Here is a 16,910-nt window from a genome sequence, read left to right as displayed (position 1 = left end):
CGCGGGGAATAGGCGAGCCACTGCCACGGTTGGGTCAAGCCGAGGCCAGGCAGGCCCCGACATGGCCGGTCACCTGCGCGATCGCGTGCCCGCCGTACCCTTGGAGGCCCCGCGTTCCCTCGTCGAATCCCCCAAACGTCGGCCGAGGGCCGGAACGCACCTACGGCAAAGTCACATGGACATCTCGGTCATTTGTCGCGCCCAACTCACCTCCGATGCCGGACGAAACGGAGCGCGCGTTCGGATTCACTGAGCGCAGGCGGTTCCGCCGATGCCGCCGTCCGCCGACGCCCGCTACCTGGAAGGGGAACGAACGCCCATGGCGATACAGCAGGAGGTTTCCGGCTCCGGGCGCCGAGGCTCCACTCTCGCCGATCTGGTGCGCAACATCGGCTACGAGGTGATGCCGTTCAAGAAGACCGAGCAGGACGTGCTCACCCACGTGCCGAAGGACGTCCCGCTGACGGTCACCGTCACCGTTGCCAAGGGAATCGACACCACCCTCGACCTCGCCGAACGTCTCCACAATCACGGATACACCGTCGCCCCGCACCTGCCCGCCCGGCAGTTCGTCGACGCCAAGCACGTCGAGGACGTGGTGGCGCGCCTGAAGGAGGCGGGAATCCGGCGGGTGTTCTGCATCGGCGGTGACGCCCCCACCCCGGCGGGTGAGTTCACCGAGTCGTACCAGCTCCTCAGGGTGCTGCAGGAGCTGAACCACCCGTTCGAGAACATCGGCATCGGCGGATACCCGGAGGGCCACGCGCTCATCCCGCAGAACGCGATCGACGAGGCGCTGCGGAAGAAGGCGCCGATGGCGGACCGCATCCTCACCCAGATCTGCTTCGACGCCAACACCACCGCCACCTGGGCCAAGCGCATCGCCTCCGAGGGCGTCAACCTGCCGATCTACGTCGGCATGCCCGGACCGGTGAACCGGCAGAAGCTGATCCGCATCTCGGCCGGCATCGGGCTCGGCCAGTCGGCGCGGTTCCTGCAGAAGCAGAGCAATCTGCTGTGGAGGTTCCTGCTGCCGGGCGTCTACAACCCCACCAAGCTGTTGAAGCGGCTCGCCTCCGCATCCGCGAAGATCGGTGGAAACATCCGCGGGCTGCACATCTTCACCTTCAACGAATTGGAGGGCACCGAGAAATGGCGCCAGAAGCTGCTGGCCTCGGTCGCCGGGAGGGACGATCGGTAATGAGGGAGCACCACAACACCGACTACGGCCGTCTGATCGTGCAGGGCGCCGACCGTCCGGGGATCGTGAGCAGCGTGTCGGGAGTGCTCACCGAGCAGGGCGCGAACATCGTCTCGCTCGACCAGTACTCCACCGACCCCTCCGGCGGCCGCTTCTTCCAGCGCACGGTCTTCCACCTGGAGGGCCTCAGCGCCCGGTTCGACCAGCTCAAGGCCGCGCTCGACCAGAAGCTCACCCATGAGCTCGGCCTGGAGTTCCGGCTGGTCGAGGCGAAGCGCCGCAAGCGCGCCGCGATCTTCGTGTCGAAGGCCGACCACTGCCTGCTCGACCTGCTGTGGCGAGTACAGCGCGACGAGATCGCGATGACCGTGCCGATGGTGGTGTCGAACCACCCCGACCTCGGGGACGCCGCCCGGCAGTTCGGCATCCCGTACTTCTACATCCCGGTCAACAAGAACAACAAGACCGAGGCCGAGAAGGAGCAGCTCAACCTGCTCAAGGGCAACGTCGACCTGGTGATCCTCGCCCGGTACATGCAGATCCTGTCCGGCGAGTTCCTCGACGAGGTCGGCGTCCCGGTGATCAACATCCACCACTCGTTCCTGCCCGCCTTCATGGGCGCCGGGCCGTACCAGCGGGCGAAGGAGCGCGGCGTGAAGCTCGTCGGCGCCACCGCCCACTACGTGACCGAGGACCTCGACGAGGGCCCGATCATCGAGCAGGACGTCATCCGCGTCTCCCACCGGGACACCGTCGAGGACCTGCAGCGCAAGGGCGCGGACGTGGAGCGGCTGGTGCTCGCCCGCGCCGTGACCTGGCACTGCGACGACCGGGTGATCCGGGACGGCAACACCACCGTCGTGTTCTGAGGCAGGAGAGTCAGTGACAGCACAGATTCTCGACGGCCGTGCCGTCGCGGCCGGCATCCTCGACGACGTCAAGCACGACGTCGGCGAGTTCATCAAGGAGTACGGCCGCGTGCCGGTGCTGGCGACGGTCCTGGTCGGCGACGACCCCGCCTCGCACACCTACGTGCGGATGAAGGCGAACCGGTGCCGGGACGTCGGCATGAACTCGCGCCGCATCGAGCTCGACGCGTCGATCACCACCGAGACCCTGGTCAACCAGATCCGGGAGCTGTCGGAGGACCCGGAGGTGGACGGCATCCTCCTGCAGCACCCGGTGCCCGACCACATCGACGAGCGCGCCGCCTTCGAGGCGATCGCGCCGTCGAAGGACGTCGACGGCGTCACCCGCACCTCGTTCGCGATGATGGCGTTCGACGAGGGCGGATTCGCCTCCGCCACGCCCGGCGGCATCATGGCGCTGCTCGACGCGTACGACATCCCGCTGGCCGGCAAGCACGCCGTGGTGGTCGGGCGCAGCCCGATCCTCGGCAAGCCGGTCGGCATGCTCCTGCTGGCGCGCGACGCCACCGTCACGTACTGCCACTCCCGCACCGCCGACCTGGCCGAGCAGGTCGCCCGGGCGGACGTGGTGGTCGCGGCCGCGGGACGGCCCGAGCTCATCCGCGGTGAGTGGATCAAGCCCGGTGCCGTGGTCGTCGACGCCGGCTACGCCGACAACAGGGGGGACGTGGAGTTCGAGGCCGCCGCCGAGCGCGCCTCCTACATCACGCCGGTGCCCGGTGGGGTCGGCCCCATGACGATCGCCACCCTGCTCGCACAAACGATCAGGGCGGCGCGCGCCCACGAGACCGCGCGCCAGAACTCGGCGATCCCGGCTCGCAACCAGTAAAGACAAGGACAGATGAGCAAGGCTCGCGACAACTACGTGCTCGACGTGAGCGCGGTCCGGCGAGGCTACGCGCTGAACCGGCTGTGCGGATCGTTGACGGACCCCGAGAACCGGCGCCGGTTCCTCGCGGACGAGGCCGCCTACTGCGACGAGTACGGGCTCTCGCCCGAGCAGAAGCGCGCGATCCTCGAGCGGGACTGGACGGCGATGATGGAGCTCGGCGCGTCCATCTTCTACACGGTGAAGCTCGCCATGGTGGACCGCAAGTCGCTGCAGGACCTCGGTGGCGTCTTCACCGGCATGTCGACCGAGGAGTTCATCGCGGCCATGCGATCGGGGGGACGTATCTATGGCTGAGGTCATCTGGGGACTGGCCACCTCGCACGTGCCCGCGATCGGCGCGGCGATGGACAACGGCAAGACCGAGGACGCGTACTGGAAGCCGCTGTTCGACGGGTACGCGCCCGCCCGGGCCTGGATGGCCGAGCACCGGCCGGACGTGGCGGTGATCGTCTACAACGACCACGCGAACGCCGTCGACCTCGACCTGATCCCGACCTTCGGGATCGGCACCGCGGAGTCGTACGAGATCGCCGACGAGGGCTGGGGGCCGCGCCCGGTGCCGCCGGTGATCGGCGACCCGGAGCTCAGCGAGCACCTGGTTCGCGAGCTCGTCGACGGCGGCTTCGACATCGCCACCTTCAACCGGCTCAAGGTCGACCACGGCCTCACCGTCCCGCTCTCGGTGTACTGCCCCGAGCCGGGCGACGCCTGGCCGTGCAAGGTCGTGCCCTTGCTCGTCAACGTCCTGCAGTACCCGCAGCCCACCGCGGCCAGGTGCCTCGCCCTCGGTGAGGCGCTCGGCCGGGCGATCCGGTCGTACCCGAAGGACATCAAGGTCGCGGTCTTCGGCACCGGCGGCATGTCCCACCAGCTCGCCGGGGCCCGGGCCGGCCTGATCAACCAGCGGTTCGACCGCATGTTCCTGGAGAAGATCGAGCACGACCCGCAGGCGCTCGCCGCCCTCTCCCGTGAGGAGTACATGGAGCAGGCCGGCACCGAGGGGCTCGAGCTCATCATGTGGCTGGTGATGCGCGGCGCCCTGGGCGACGACATCGTCCGGATCCACGACACCTACCACGTGCCCGCGTCCAACACCGCGGCCGCGCTGGCGCTGTTCGAGGTCACCGGCGCGAGCCGTACCGCGCGGGCCGCGGCCTGACGCCCGCGCCCTGGGACGGGCGCGCGGCGCCGCATCGCCGCCCGCGCGGTGCCGCGCGCCCGTCCCGGGGCGCACCCTCGACCCGACCGGCGACCGAGGTGTGCCCCGTCACGCCTCACAACCGCCCAGGCGGTTACGTCAAATGACGCACCGGCCATTGCCGGTCATGGCCACACCACTCCAACCCTTCGCCATGTGCCCGGCACAGCGTGAAGGAATAGCTTAAAGCCGACGGAAGTGCCGACGGCGTCCACACAAGAACGGGTTAAGAGATGACTGCCAAGAATCTGCAGGAACTGCTGGACAAGACCGGGAACATCGTAGAGCTGCTCCGCAACTCCCAGCTGGGCGCCTACATCTACCCGGTCGTCCCCGCGGAGTTCTCGAACTGGCGCCGTGAGGTGATCGCCTGGCGCGAGACGGCCGTGCTGTTCGACCAGTCCCACCACATGGTCAACCTCTTCATCTCCGGCCCGGACGCGCTCAAGCTCATCTCCGACACCGGTATCAACAGCGTGGCGAACTTCGAGGTCAACATGGCCAAGCAGTTCGTCCCGGTGTCCCCCGAGGGATACGTCATCGGAGACGGAATCCTGTTCCGGGAGGCGGAGGAGGAGTTCACCTTCGTCGGCCGCGCCCCCGTCGCCAACTACCTGCTGTGGAAGGGCAGCAAGGGCTACAACGTCGACATCCGGCTCGACCAGCGTTCCCCGATGCGCCCGTACGGCAAGGCCGTCAAGCGTGAGCTGTGGCGCTTCCAGATCCAGGGCCCGAACGCCTGGGCGATCCTGGAGAAGCTGCACGGCGGCAAGCTCGAGCAGCTCAAGTTCTTCCGCATGAGCTGGATGAACATCGCCGGCGAGCGGGTCCGCACCCTGCGGCACGGCATGGCCGGTATGCCCGGTCTGGAGATCTGGGGCCCGTACGAGACCTACGAGAAGGTCCGCGAGGCCATCCTCGAGGCCGGCCGCGAGTTCGGCCTGGAGCCGTGTGGTTCTCGCGCCTACTCCAGCAACACCCTCGAGTCCGGCTGGATCCCGTCGCCGCTCCCGGCCGTCTACACCTCGCCGGGCCTGCGCGAGTACCGCGAGTGGCTGCCGGTCGACGGCTACGAGGCCACCAACGCCCTCGCCGGTAGCTTCGTCTCCGACAACATCGAGGACTACTACCTCAACCCGTGGGAGCTCGGCTACGGCAACTTCATCAAGTTCGACCACGACTTCGTCGGCGCCGACGCGCTCCGCGAGATGGCGGAGAACAAGGACCGGTTCCGGCGTAAGGTCACCCTCGCCTGGAACGCCGAGGACCTGGGCAAGATCCTCGCCTCCCTCGCCGACCCCGAGGGCCCGGGCTACCAGTTCTTCGACGTGCCGAACGCCAACTACGGCTCGTCGAACTACGACAAGGTGATCGACGCCAACGGCAAGGTCGTCGGCCTCTCCCTGTTCACCGGCTACAGCGCGAACGAGCGCTGCGGTCTGTCGCTGGCCACCGTCGACCCCGACGTGCCGATCGGCGCCGAGGTCAAGGTCGTCTGGGGCGAGCCGGACGGCGGCACCAAGAAGCTCACCGTCCAGCCGCACGAGCAGATCGAGGTCCGCGCCATCGTCAGCCCGGCCCCGTACGCCAAGGTCGTGCGCGAGCAGTACCAGCCCGGCTGGCGCAGCACCGGCTTCTGATCCCGGCTGCACAGCCCATCGCATCGCTCCCCTGAGACGGCGACGGCCCGGGGCGCGGCGGCACCTCGCCGCCCGCCTCGGGCCTTGCCCGTGTCCGGGCCCGTGTGCGCGCGTACGGCCGTGCGGCCGTGCCGCCTCGTGCGCTCGCCGGCCGCGGGAATTGGGCGGTCAAGATCACTATCCAGGCGGGGGCGGCTGGAGTAGGTTCCAGAGCATGACCCCCACCCAGCTTCGCGCCTACGCCGCCGTGGTACGGCTCGGCTCGGTGAAGCGGGCCGCGGCGGAGCTCGGGGTGTCGGAGGCCGCGGTCTCCCTCCACATCGCGCAGCTGCGCAGGCAGCTCGGCGATCCGCTGTTCACCCGGACCGCCTCCGGGCTCGCGTTCACCCCCGGCGGGCTGCGGCTCGCCGGCCGCGCCGACGAGATGCTCTCCCTGCAGGAGCGCACGAAGATCGAGGTGAGCCAGGCGGCGAAGGGCCGCCGCCTGCTGCGCGTCGGCGCCTCCAGCGTGTTCGCCGAGTACGCCGCCCCCGGCCTGATCGAGCTGTTCGCGAGCCGCGCCGCCGACCTCGAGGTGGAGCTGAGCGTGCACGACCCCCGCCGCTTCGCCGACCTGCTGCGCTCCCGCACGCTCGACGTGGCGATCGGCCCGCGGATGCCCGGCCTCGACGACTCGCTCGTCCGCAGGCCGTTCCTCAACTACCAGGTCGCCATCGTCGCCGGGCCGGACCATCCGCTCGCCCGCGTGGAGGCGAGCCCGAGCCGGTTACGCGAGCAGACCTGGCTGCTCGGCCCCTCGGCGGCCACCACCGTCGGCGTGATCCCCGCCCTCCTCCAGCGCATCGGCGTCCCCGAGAGCCGACAGCAGATCTTCCAGAGCCACGCCGCCGCCCTCGAAGAGGTCAAACGCGGCAACGGCATCGCCCCGGCCGTCACCTTCGCCGTGGCAAAGGACCTCGCCACCGGCAGCCTCGTCCGCCTCTCCGTCCCCCAGCTCCGCTGCGAAGGCGTCTGGTCCACCCTCACCCTCGCCACCCAGTGCCCTCCGCCCGCCGCCGAGGAACTTGTCCGCTTCGTCACCACCCCGCGCGCCACCCAGGCGATGCTCCGCGGCCCCGGCGTCGGCCCCGGCCGCTTCCGCCCCGCCGTACACGTGACCCTGTGGAGCTCGTCGTTCTGACCGCGCGCTAGCGCACGCTCGCCACCGTCTCGATCACCTCGCGCAGGGCGCGGAAGGTGTGGGCGGGGAGCAGGGCGTCGCAGTACGGCAGGGCCGCGGCCATGCCGCCGACCAGGGGCCGGTAGCCGGGGGCGGCGGCGCGGGGGTTCATCCAGATGACGCGGTGGGCGCGGCGGCGGAGGCGGGACATGGCGGCGGTCATCGCCTCCGGTGGGTCGGTGTCCCAGCCGTCGGAGCCGATGAGGACCACGGCGCCGCGGAGCAGGTTGCCGTGGTGGGAGGCGAGGAGGGCGGCGATGTTGGTGGCGATGCGGGTGCCGCCGAAGCGGTCGGCGACCTTCTCGGTGGCGCGGTCGATCGCGATGCGCGGGGAACGGTGCCGCAGCACCGGGGTGAGCCGGGTGAGGGTGGTGGCGAACGCGAACGCCTCGGCCTCGGCGGTCATCGCCAGGGCGCGCATCAGGTGCAGGTAGGCGGTGACCTGGGCGCGCATCGACTCGCTCACGTCGCAGAGCATCACCAGCCGCCGCGGGCGGCGCACCGGCCGCTCGTGCACGAGCCGTACCGGCTCCCATCCGGTACGGCGGGCCCGCTCGACCGTGGCGCGCAGGGCGATGCGGCGGCCGTGGGGGCCGGTGGCGTGGCGGCGGCCGCGGCGGGTGGGCCAGTCGGCGATCGCCTCGCGCAGCCAGTCGCCGAGCCGGTCGAGGCGGCGCTCGTCGAGCTCCTCGAACGGGGTGTCGGCGAGCGCGGCGATCGCGCTGGGCAGCGGCTCGGGTACGGCGAGCGGCACGTCGGCCGGCTCGGCGGCCTCGGCCACCCGGGGCAGGGTGGCCCAGGGCAGGCCGCCGCCGTCCTGCCGGGCGCCCGCCGGGCCGGGGACGGAGACGTAGGTCCCGGCGGCGGGCGGCGGCAGCGGGCGCTGCCGGCGGCGGGCGTGCGGGTCGGCGCCGATCGTCGCGTCGCCGAACACGGCGTTGAACACCGCGTCGAAGATCTCGATCTCGCCGCGGTGCCGTACCAGGGTGAGCCGGGCCGCCCAGTACAGGCGCGACCGGGTGAGGTACGGGCAGGCGGCGAGCGCGCGGGTGAACGCCTCGATCGCGCTGAGGCCCACGGTCACGCCGTGCCGCCGCAGCCGGTCGGCGAACGCGACGGCGAGCGCGGCCCGGTCCACGGGCGCCGCCACCGGCGGGACGGACCCGCCCGCCACGTCGCCGGCGGGCGGTCCGCCAGTGGTGTGGTTCCGGTCAGGTGACAACGAGGACGACGATGATCGCGATGATGACGACGAGCGCGATGGCGAGCGGGATGAGCCGCTTGTAGATGGAGTTCCCGGCGAGGCTGAGCACGTCGAGCGGCTCGGCCTCCTCGGCGGGGGCGACGGAGCGGGCGGTGGCGGTCCCGGTGGCCGAGGCGGCCGCCGCACCGGCCGGCTTCGCCGCGGCGCCCTCCGCGGCGGAGGCCGTGGCCCCGGCCTGCGCGGCCGCCGGTTCCGCCGCCTTCTCCTTCGCCTCGGCGGACGCGGCCTCCTTCGGGGTCTCCTCGGCGGCCTCCTTCGCCGTCTCCGTGGCGGTGGCCGCCTCCGTGGCCTCGGTCTCCTTCGCGTCGGCCGCGGCGCCGCCGTCGGCGAGGAGGCGGCTCTCCAGGTTGGACACGAACTGGCCGAGGAGCTTGTTCGACACCTCCTTGATCATGCCGCTGCCGAACTGGGCGATGCGGCCGGTGATCTTGAGGTCGGTCTCCACGGTGACCCGGGTGCGGTCGCCGTCCGGGTGGAGCTGTGCGGTCACGACGGCCGAGGCGTTGCCGCCGCCCCGCGAGTCGCGGCCCCGGGCGTCGATGACGGCGCGGTGGTTGGCGTCGTCCTTCTCCAGGAACTTGACGTTTCCGGCGTACTGCGACACGACCGGGCCGACCTTGATCTTCACCTTGCCGGAGTAGACGTCGCCGTCCACCCCGGTGAGCTGCGCGCCGGGCATGCAGGGTGCGATCGCCTCCAGGTCGGTGAGCACCGCCCAGGCGCGGTCGACGGGGACGCTCACGGTGAACTCGTGGTCAATCTTCATGGTGCTTCTCCAGGGGTTTGTGCTCGGGACACCGCCCCGGGGGTGCGGGCCGCCGCGCGGTGGCGCGGCGGGCACAGGGCGGTGTGGGGGACCCGGTCCGTCCCTCTCGTCGTGCGCAGGCGCCGCGGCGGGCACCCCGCAGGCGGCTCAGCCCGGGTCATGGGTTCCCTCGTGAGGTCGTCGGCTCGTCGAGCGCGGCGAGGATCGTTTCGCGGTCGTCGGGCGTCTTGGCGATCGCGCTCAGCGTGCGGACGACGTCCTCGCGGACCAGCTCGGTCGCCCCGACCGCGGACAGCGCCGCGACCCAGTCGATGGTCTCGGCCATGCCGGGGGCCTTGTCGAGGTCGAACCGCCGTATCCGGCCGATGAACTCGGTGGCCGATCTGATCAGCGGCTCGTTCGCCGCGGGTACCGAGCGGCGCAGGATCTCCGCGGCCCGCTCGGGCGAGGGAAAGTCGATCCAATGGTAGAGACACCGCCGCCGCAGGGCGTCGTGGAGGTCCCGGCTCCGGTTGGAGGTGAGCACCACGATCGGGGGGCGTTCGGCGGTGAAGGTGCCGAGTTCGGGGATGGTGACCGACGCCTCGCCGAGGAACTCGAACAACAGGGCCTCGAACTCGTCGTCGGCCCGGTCGATCTCGTCGATGAGCAGCACGGGCGGCCGCGGCCCGCGGTGCCGTACGGCGCGCAGGATCGGCCGCTCCAGCAGGAACTCGGCGGTGAACAGGTCGGCGTCGGAGAGGTGGTCGTGCCGGGCCTCGGCGAGCCGGATGGCGAGCAGCTGCCGCTGGTGGTTCCACTCGTACAGGGCCTCGCTCGCGGTGAGGCCCTCGTAGCACTGGAGCCGGATCAGCGGGGTGTCGAGGGCGCGGGCGAGCGCCTTGGCCGCCGTGGTCTTGCCGACCCCGGGCTCGCCCTCGAGCAGCAGCGGCTGTCCGAGGGCGAGCGCGAAGAACAGGGCGGCGGCCATGCCCTCGTCGACCAGGTAGCCGACCTCGTCGAGCCGCCGCCGTACCTCGTCGGGGTCCGCGAACACCGGCGCCACCGCGGCTTCCTCCCGGTGGCTCACCATGCCGCACCCGCGCCGCGTCGGCGTCCGGTGGCGGCCACGCCGCTACCGCCCGGCCCGCTCCGCGTACCGGTCGCGGCAACCCGGACCGCAGAACCACACATCCTTACCATCCACCACCAGATGCGGCGTATCAGGCATGATGCTCACCGTCATACCACAAATCGGATCAACCGCCTGCGTCGGCGGTTCCGCGTGCCCGGCGGCGTAGCGGTCCCGGCAGCCCGCACAGCAGAACCACACGTCCTCGCCGCCGACCTTCAGGTGCGGCGTGCCGGGCCGTGCCGTCACCGTCATCCCGCAGGCCGGGTCCACCGCCTCCCGCTCCGCCGCCCCGGCCACCGGCGCGGACGGCGTCTCGGCCTCGGGGTCCGGGGCGGGGGCGAGGCCCTTGGTGCGGATCTCGGCGACGATCTCGGCGAGGATGGACAGCGCGATCTCCGGGGCGGTCCGCGCGCCGATGTCGAGGCCGGCCGGGGTGCGGATCCGGCGGCGTTCCTCCTCGATGAGCCCCATCTCCTCGAGTACGGCGGCGCCGCGGCGGCGGCTCGCCACCAGCCCGATGTAGCCGACCCCGGCGTCGAGCGCGGCGCGGATCGCCCGCGGCTCGTCCCGGCCGTGGCTCGCCACCACGACCGCGGTCGCGCCGGCCGGGCCCTTGGGGTCGGCGGCGGCCCGGACCGCGAAGTCGAGCGGCCCGGCGAGCTCGGCGAGCGCCTTCGCGATCGGGCCGTCGCCGACCACCCACACCACCGGCGGCGGCAGCAGCGGCCGGAGGAAGATCTCCAGCGCGCCGCCGGACAGGCACGGGTTCACCACGACCCGGGCGCCCGGGGACTCGGGGAACTCCGGCTCCCCCTCCGGCAGCACCCGCAGCAGCAGGCTGCGCCCGTCCCGCAGCGTGCCGAGCGCCGCCGTACGGACCGACTGCTCGGCGCACCGGCCGCCGACGAAGCCCTCGATCGAGCCGTCGGGCAGCACGATCGCGTCGTCCCCGGCCTGCACGGACGTGGGCACCTGGGCGCGGACCACCACCGCGTGCACGAACGGCACGCGGTGCTCGGCCAGCTCCCGCATCCGCTCGGCAAGGGATGTCCTCGATCCCACCGTCGCACTCCCCCGTCCTCAGATCGGCGGCTGCGGCCGGCCCTGCATCGCCTCCCACACCCGCGAGGGGGTGAGCGGCATGTCGACGTGCCGGATCCCGAACGGCTTGAGCGCGTCCACCACGGCGTTGACGATCGCCGGCGGGGAGCCCACGGTCGCCGACTCGCCGATGCCCTTGGCGCCGATCGGGTGGTGCGGCGACGGGGTGACCGTGTAGCCGGTCTCCCAGTCCGGCACCTCGAGCGCGGTGGGCAGCAGGTAGTCCATGAACGAGGCGCCGAGGCAGTTGCCGTCCTCGTCGAACGCGATCATCTCCATGAGCGCCATGCCCACGCCGTCGGCGAGGCCGCCGTGCACCTGGCCCTCGATGATCATCGGGTTGATCCGGGTGCCGCAGTCGTCCACCGCGACGAACCGCCGCACCTTCACCTTCGCGGTGCCGGGGTCGATGTCGACGACGCAGATGTACGCCCCGTGGGGATAGGTGAGGTTCTCCGGGTTGTAGCAGATCTGCGCGTCGAGGCCGCCCTCCAGGCCCTCGGGCAGGTCGCCCGCGCCGTGCGCCCGCATCGCGATGTCCTGGATGGTGACCGCGCGGGTCGGGTCGCCCTTGACGTGGAAGGCGCCCTTGCGCCACTCCAGGTCGGCGACCGACACCTCGAGCATGCCCGAGGCGATGATCTTCGCCTTGTCCCGGATCCTGCGCGCCACGAGCGCGGCCGCCGCGCCGGACACCGGCGTGGAGCGGCTGCCGTACGTGCCGAGCCCGAACGGCGTCTGGTCGGTGTCGCCGTGCACCACCTCGATGTCGTCCGGCGGGATGCCGAGCTCCTCGGCGACGATCTGCGCGAACGTGGTCTCGTGGCCCTGGCCCTGGGTCTGCACCGAGAGCCTGAGCACGGCCTTGCCGGTGGGGTGCACGCGCAGCTCGCAGCCGTCGTTCATGCCGAGGCCGAGGATGTCCATGTGCTTGCGCGGCCCGGCGCCGACCGCCTCGGTGAAGAACGACACGCCGATGCCCATGAGCTCGCCGCGGGCCCGCCGTTCGGCCTGCTCCTTGCGCAGCTCGTGGTAGCCGGCGATCTCCATCGCCTTGCGCAGCGTCGGCTCGTAGTTCCCCGAGTCGTACACCCAGCCGGTCTTCGTCTTGTAGGGAAACTGCTCGGGCTTGAGCAGGTTCTTCAGCCGCAGCTCGACCGGGTCCATGCCGAGCTCGTCGGCGAGGCGGTCGACGATGCGCTCGACCAGGTAGACGGCCTCGGTGATGCGGAACGAGCAGGCGTACGCCACGCCGCCGGGGGCCTTGTTCGTGTAGACGGCGGTCACCTTGGCGTACGCGGCCTGCAGGTCGTAGCTGCCGGTGAACACGCCGAAGAACCCGGCCGGGTACTTCGACGGGGCCGCCTGGGCGTTGAACGCGCCGTGGTCGGCGAGCACGTGGGTGCGGATGGCGAGGATCTTCCCGTCCCTCGTGGCGGCGATCTCGCCGCGCATGATGTAGTCGCGGGCAAAGCCGGTGCTGATCAGGTTCTCGGAGCGGTCCTCCACCCACTTGACCGGCCTGCCGGTGAGCATCGAGCCGACGATCGCGCACACGTACCCGGGGTAGATCGGCACCTTGCCGCCGAACCCGCCGCCGATGTCCGGGGCGATCACCCGGATCTTGTGCTCGGGCAGGCCAGCGACGAGCGCGTACAGGGTGCGGTGCGCGTGCGGGGCCTGCGTGGTCGACCAGAGGGTGAGCTTGCCGCTGACCCGGTCGTAGTCGGCGACCGCGCCGCAGGTCTCCAGCGGGGCCGGGTGCACCCGTGGGTAGACGATGTCCTGGCTCACCACGACGTCGGCGGAGGCGAAGGCCCGCTCGGTCTCCTCGGCGTCGCCGGTCTCCCAGTCGAAGATGTGGTTGTCGGTCTTGCCCTCCAGGTCGGTGCGGATCACCGGGGCGTCCGGGGCGAGGGCCCTGCGCACGTCGATCACCGGGTCGAGCGGCTCGTATTCGACGTCGATGAGCTCGAGCGCGTCCCGGGCCGCGTACCGGTCCTCGGCGACCACGAACGCGACCTCCTGGCCCTGGAACCGCACCTTGTCGGTGGCGAGTACGGCCTGCACGTCGCCGGCGAGCGTCGGCATCCAGGCCAGGCCGCGCTCGGCGAGCATCGCGCCGGTGACCACTGCCTTCACCTTCGGGTGGGCCTCGGCCGCGCTCGTGTCGATGCGCACGATGCGGGCGTGGGCCAGCGGGGAGCGGAGGATCGCCAGGTGCAGCATGCCGGGCAGCCGTACGTCGTCGACGTACCGGCCCTTGCCGCGGATGAACCGGGCGTCCTCCTTGCGGAGCATGCGGCCGTAGCCGATGGGCTTCTGGTCGTTGTTCTCGAACCCGGGGGGACGGAAGTCGACGGCGGTCATGAGGCGCTCCCGTTGCTGCTCGCGTCGGCCGTGGCGGCCTCGCGCCGCGCCGCCTCGTAGGCGGCGGCCCACTTGATCGAGCGGACGATCGTGGCGTAGCCGGTGCACCGGCAGATCTGGCCGGAGATCGCCTCGCGGATCTCCGCGTCGGTGGGGTCCGGGTTGCGGTCGAGCAGCCAGCGGGCGGTCATCAGCATGCCGGGCGTGCAGAACCCGCACTGCAGGCCGTGGCACTCGGTGAACCCGCGCTGCACCGGGTCGAGCTCGCCGTCCTCCCGCTCCAGGCCCTCCACGGTGCGGACCTCGTGGCCGCTCGCGGTGGCCGCGAGCACCGTGCACGACTTGACCGGCTCGCCGTCGAGCCACACCACGCAGGCGCCGCAGTTGCTCGTGTCGCAGCCCCAGTGGGTGCCGGTCAGGCCGAGGTGGTCGCGCAGGAAGTGCACGAGCAGCAGCCGCGGCTCGATCTCGCCGGACACCTGCTCGCCGTTGACGATCATGGAAACCTGCATGTCAGTTCCCTCCGGTGACGCGGGCGACGGCGCGGCGCAGGGCCCGCTTGGTGAGCTCGGCGACGAGGTGGCGCTTGTACTCGGCGCTGCCGCGCTGGTCGGTGACCGGGCTGCAGTTCTCCGCCGCGATCTCGCCGGCCCGCGCGTACAGCTCCTCCGACGGCACCCGGCCGCGCAGCGCCTCGGTCACCGCCGGGATGCCGGTCGTGTTCGGCCCGACCGCGGCGAGCCCCACCCGGGCGTCCGCGATCACGCCGTCCTCCAGCCACACCGCCGCGCCCGCCGACGCGATCGCCCAGTCCCCGGCGCGGCGCTCCACCTTCTCGTAGGCACTGGATCCGCCGGGCCGTACCGGGATGCGGACCTCGACGAGCATCTCGGCCTCGCCGACCGCGGTCTCGTACGGCCCGCGGTGGAACTCCTCCATCGGCACGACCCGCTCCCCCGCACCGCCGCGGATCACGCACTCCGCGCCCACGGTCGTGCACACCGCCGACAGGTCCTCCGACGGGTCGGCCTGGCACAGCGACCCGCCGATCGTGCCGCGGTTCCGCACAATGGGATCGGCGATCACCTTCTCGGCGTCCCGGAAGATGGGGAACACCGCGGCGAGCTCGTCCGACTCGAGCAGCTCGCGGTGCCGGGTCATCGCCCCGATCCGCACGAGCTCCGGCTCCACCCGGATATAGCCGAGCTCGCCGTGCAATTCGTTGATGTCGATGAGGTACTCGGGGCTGGCCAGCCGGAGCTTCATCATCGGCAGCAGGCTGTGCCCGCCCGCGAGGATACGCGCGGACCCGCCAAGCCGTTCCAGCAGCTCGATGGCGTGCTCGACGCTCGTGGCCCGCTCATATTCCACCGGCGCCGGTACCTGCATGAACACACCCCTTCACGACGTGTAGGGGCTAAGTGCAGTTCCGATTCCGATGACTGTCAACGCCGACCTAAGCAATCCCTTAATCGAGCGGCACCACACGACACTCCCGCCACGATTCCCCTGAAATTCCACACGCAACGTGTACGGCGTGGCCGGAGGAGGCGGGCCTGCGCCGAATTCCTCTCCTGAGTCCGTTGCCACGTTCGATATGACAGGGCGGGAGAGCTTCAGGATGACCGGGCCCCGCCAGCCCACGACACGGCGAAAAACCCGGTGTACCGCCGTATTCGTGCTCACGAAAAGGTCGTCTGCCGCCCCTGACCCGCGTGTGCAAGGGAACGCAGCCGATCACCCAGCTCCCTGACCGCCGGATGACGCGGCTGATCGCGCTCGAGGCGGGCATGCAGGTCAAGGAGCTGCGCGCGAAGCCGTACGGACGCGGTCCGCTCCGCGATCCGCACGGCCTGCAGTGCCGACGAGCACGCGTGGTCGGTCTCGCCGAGCGCGTGGTGGGCCACCGCGAGCTGCAGCACATAGCCCGCTGTCCATTCGGTGTGTCGCGTGTCCGGGTCGAGCGCGTCCAGGCCGCCGCGGAGCAACTCGATCGCCTCCCGGTGACGGCCGAGACAGCGGTAGGCGAGTCCTCGCTGCAGGGTCAGATATCCGGGGGTGAAGAAGTACACCCAGGGCGGTTCCTCGTCGGGATGCCCTGCGGCCAGCGCGGCGAGTTCCGCGGCCTCGTCCAGCTTGCGCCTCATCAGGTCCGCCTCGCCGGTGAGGGCGAGACCCCGCGCCTCCTGCTGTGCGGCCAGCGCACGCACCCCGGGACTCACCGCCGGATCCCGCTGTGCCGCCCGGGACAGCCCGATCAGCGGGCCCGGCATGCGGGACAGCCATGCGAGATGGCCCTTCATGCTGAGCGCGGTGGCGATGAGGTGGCGATTGTCCGCCTCACCACCCCACTGGAGCGCCCGTTCGTAGTAGCGGCCGGCCTCCTGCGGACGGCCTGCGCTGGCGTGCAGCCATCCCGCGAACTGTGCCCACTGCCCGCCCACGTCGAGCATGCGTTCGCGCACCGGTCCTCTCGCGGCGATGACGAGCCTTTCGATGACCGAAAGCTGCGCTCGGACCGACTCGATCAGCGGCGCCGCACCGACCCGATCCTCGATCCGGCGTTGGGCCGCCAGCACGGTCGCGAGCAGGTCGACGACCGTGAGGTCCAGGGTGTGAGGTGCCCGGAGCACGTACGACAGACGCTCCTCGTCGTCGAGGGAAACGACGCCCACCGGCCCGGTGTCGTCGCCGTGGTCGAACCACGGCCCTCGAACGGACCCGAAGACAGCCGCATCACCGGACAAACGCCTTTTCGGGGCGCCATCACTTGCGTCCGCCGGAGCCGCGCCCGTTGTGTCCTCACCGACCCATGCGGCAATCAGTTCTCCGTCTGCGCCCAACGCGGCGTCGAGGAGCTCGGCGACCCTTCGCTGCGGACGACGCAAATCCCGCTCGACCCGGCTGAGATAACCCTTGGCGACATAACACCGCTTCGCCAGAATCGCCAGGGACATCCCTCGCCGCTGCCGCCACCACCGCAGCCGCCGACCGAACGTCACCCTGTCCTCCCGGTCCCCCTGCCCTCTGTTCGAGGCGGCCTTCGTGACATCCCCGAACAGCAGCCGATGCAGCCAATGTCGTCGTTAAAATGCCCGCCGGGACCGGGCGGGAATACGACACGTCATTCGCCTGACGCGTTCGGCGATACGGCCACGCCGCGACGCCGTCGGCCTCGGGAACGGACAAGTCGCCACGCCCGCCAGGCGATCCACA

Annotated in this window: 15 protein-coding genes; 7 read left to right on the top strand and 8 right to left on the bottom strand. The window is 71.2% G+C overall.

Features of this window, described 5'->3' with window-relative positions:
• Nucleotides 1-319: 319 nt before the first annotated feature.
• The 7 genes from FHX40_RS08050 (at nt 320) to FHX40_RS08020 (ending at nt 7,040) form a co-directional block, all read left to right on the top strand.
• Entirely contained in the window at nt 320-1,201 is an 882-nt protein-coding gene (locus tag FHX40_RS08050; RefSeq protein ID WP_142259031.1) for a methylenetetrahydrofolate reductase, read from the top strand.
• Nucleotides 1,201-2,070 (top strand): formyltetrahydrofolate deformylase, encoded by an 870-nt coding sequence (purU, locus tag FHX40_RS08045; RefSeq protein ID WP_142259030.1) that lies wholly within the window; start codon nt 1,201-1,203, stop codon nt 2,068-2,070. Before FHX40_RS08050 ends, purU begins: the two co-directional genes overlap by 1 nt.
• A gap of 13 nt (nt 2,071-2,083) precedes the next feature.
• Entirely contained in the window at nt 2,084-2,959 is an 876-nt protein-coding gene (locus FHX40_RS08040) for a bifunctional 5,10-methylenetetrahydrofolate dehydrogenase/5,10-methenyltetrahydrofolate cyclohydrolase (RefSeq protein WP_142259029.1), read from the top strand.
• Between the two features lie 12 nt (nt 2,960-2,971).
• Nucleotides 2,972-3,316, top strand: coding sequence for a protocatechuate 3,4-dioxygenase (locus tag FHX40_RS08035; RefSeq protein ID WP_142259028.1), 345 nt, complete (start codon nt 2,972-2,974; stop codon nt 3,314-3,316).
• Complete coding sequence (locus tag FHX40_RS08030) at nt 3,309-4,181, top strand: class III extradiol dioxygenase subunit beta (protein ID WP_142259027.1); 873 nt, start codon at nt 3,309-3,311, stop codon at nt 4,179-4,181. Before FHX40_RS08035 ends, FHX40_RS08030 begins: the two co-directional genes overlap by 8 nt.
• A 272-nt stretch (nt 4,182-4,453) precedes the next feature.
• Complete coding sequence (gene ligM, locus FHX40_RS08025) at nt 4,454-5,860, top strand: vanillate/3-O-methylgallate O-demethylase (RefSeq protein ID WP_142259026.1); 1,407 nt, start codon at nt 4,454-4,456, stop codon at nt 5,858-5,860.
• A 214-nt stretch (nt 5,861-6,074) separates the two neighbouring features.
• On the top strand, nt 6,075-7,040 hold the full coding sequence (locus tag FHX40_RS08020; protein ID WP_142259025.1) for a LysR family transcriptional regulator: 966 nt from the start codon (nt 6,075-6,077) through the stop codon (nt 7,038-7,040).
• A gap of 7 nt (nt 7,041-7,047) precedes the next feature.
• Here FHX40_RS08020 and FHX40_RS08015 read toward each other — a convergent pair whose 3' ends face one another.
• From FHX40_RS08015 to FHX40_RS07980, 8 genes are all read right to left on the bottom strand, one after another.
• A complete protein-coding gene (locus FHX40_RS08015) occupies nt 7,048-8,229 on the bottom strand; it encodes a vWA domain-containing protein (RefSeq protein WP_211350200.1) in 1,182 nt (393 codons plus the stop codon).
• A gap of 61 nt (nt 8,230-8,290) precedes the next feature.
• Nucleotides 8,291-9,109, bottom strand: a complete 819-nt coding sequence (locus FHX40_RS08010) for an SRPBCC family protein (RefSeq protein WP_142259024.1) — start codon at nt 9,107-9,109, stop codon at nt 8,291-8,293.
• Between the two features lie 157 nt (nt 9,110-9,266).
• Nucleotides 9,267-10,154, bottom strand: coding sequence for an AAA family ATPase (locus FHX40_RS08005; RefSeq protein ID WP_229788714.1), 888 nt, complete (start codon nt 10,152-10,154; stop codon nt 9,267-9,269).
• A gap of 69 nt (nt 10,155-10,223) precedes the next feature.
• Nucleotides 10,224-11,285, bottom strand: coding sequence for an XdhC family protein (locus FHX40_RS08000; RefSeq protein ID WP_229788712.1), 1,062 nt, complete (start codon nt 11,283-11,285; stop codon nt 10,224-10,226).
• An 18-nt stretch (nt 11,286-11,303) separates the two neighbouring features.
• Nucleotides 11,304-13,694 carry an aerobic carbon-monoxide dehydrogenase large subunit gene (locus tag FHX40_RS07995; RefSeq protein ID WP_142259022.1) on the bottom strand — a complete coding sequence of 797 codons (2,391 nt, stop codon included), beginning with the start codon at nt 13,692-13,694 and terminating at the stop codon, nt 11,304-11,306.
• Nucleotides 13,691-14,206: a (2Fe-2S)-binding protein gene (locus FHX40_RS07990; RefSeq protein ID WP_142259021.1), complete on the bottom strand. Its 516-nt coding sequence runs from the start codon at nt 14,204-14,206 to the stop codon at nt 13,691-13,693. Before FHX40_RS07990 ends, FHX40_RS07995 begins: the two co-directional genes overlap by 4 nt.
• Nucleotide 14,207: 1 nt before the next feature.
• A complete protein-coding gene (locus FHX40_RS07985) occupies nt 14,208-15,083 on the bottom strand; it encodes an FAD binding domain-containing protein (protein WP_142259020.1) in 876 nt (291 codons plus the stop codon).
• Between the two features lie 293 nt (nt 15,084-15,376).
• Nucleotides 15,377-16,696 carry a helix-turn-helix domain-containing protein gene (locus tag FHX40_RS07980; protein WP_142259019.1) on the bottom strand — a complete coding sequence of 440 codons (1,320 nt, stop codon included), beginning with the start codon at nt 16,694-16,696 and terminating at the stop codon, nt 15,377-15,379.
• Nucleotides 16,697-16,910 lie beyond the last annotated feature (214 nt).

It is taken from the genome of Thermopolyspora flexuosa, assembly GCF_006716785.1.
Classification (GTDB): Bacteria; Actinomycetota; Actinomycetes; order Streptosporangiales; family Streptosporangiaceae; genus Thermopolyspora; species Thermopolyspora flexuosa.
Note: the sequence above shows the minus strand (reverse complement) of the source record. Positions and strands in the feature narration are given on the sequence as shown.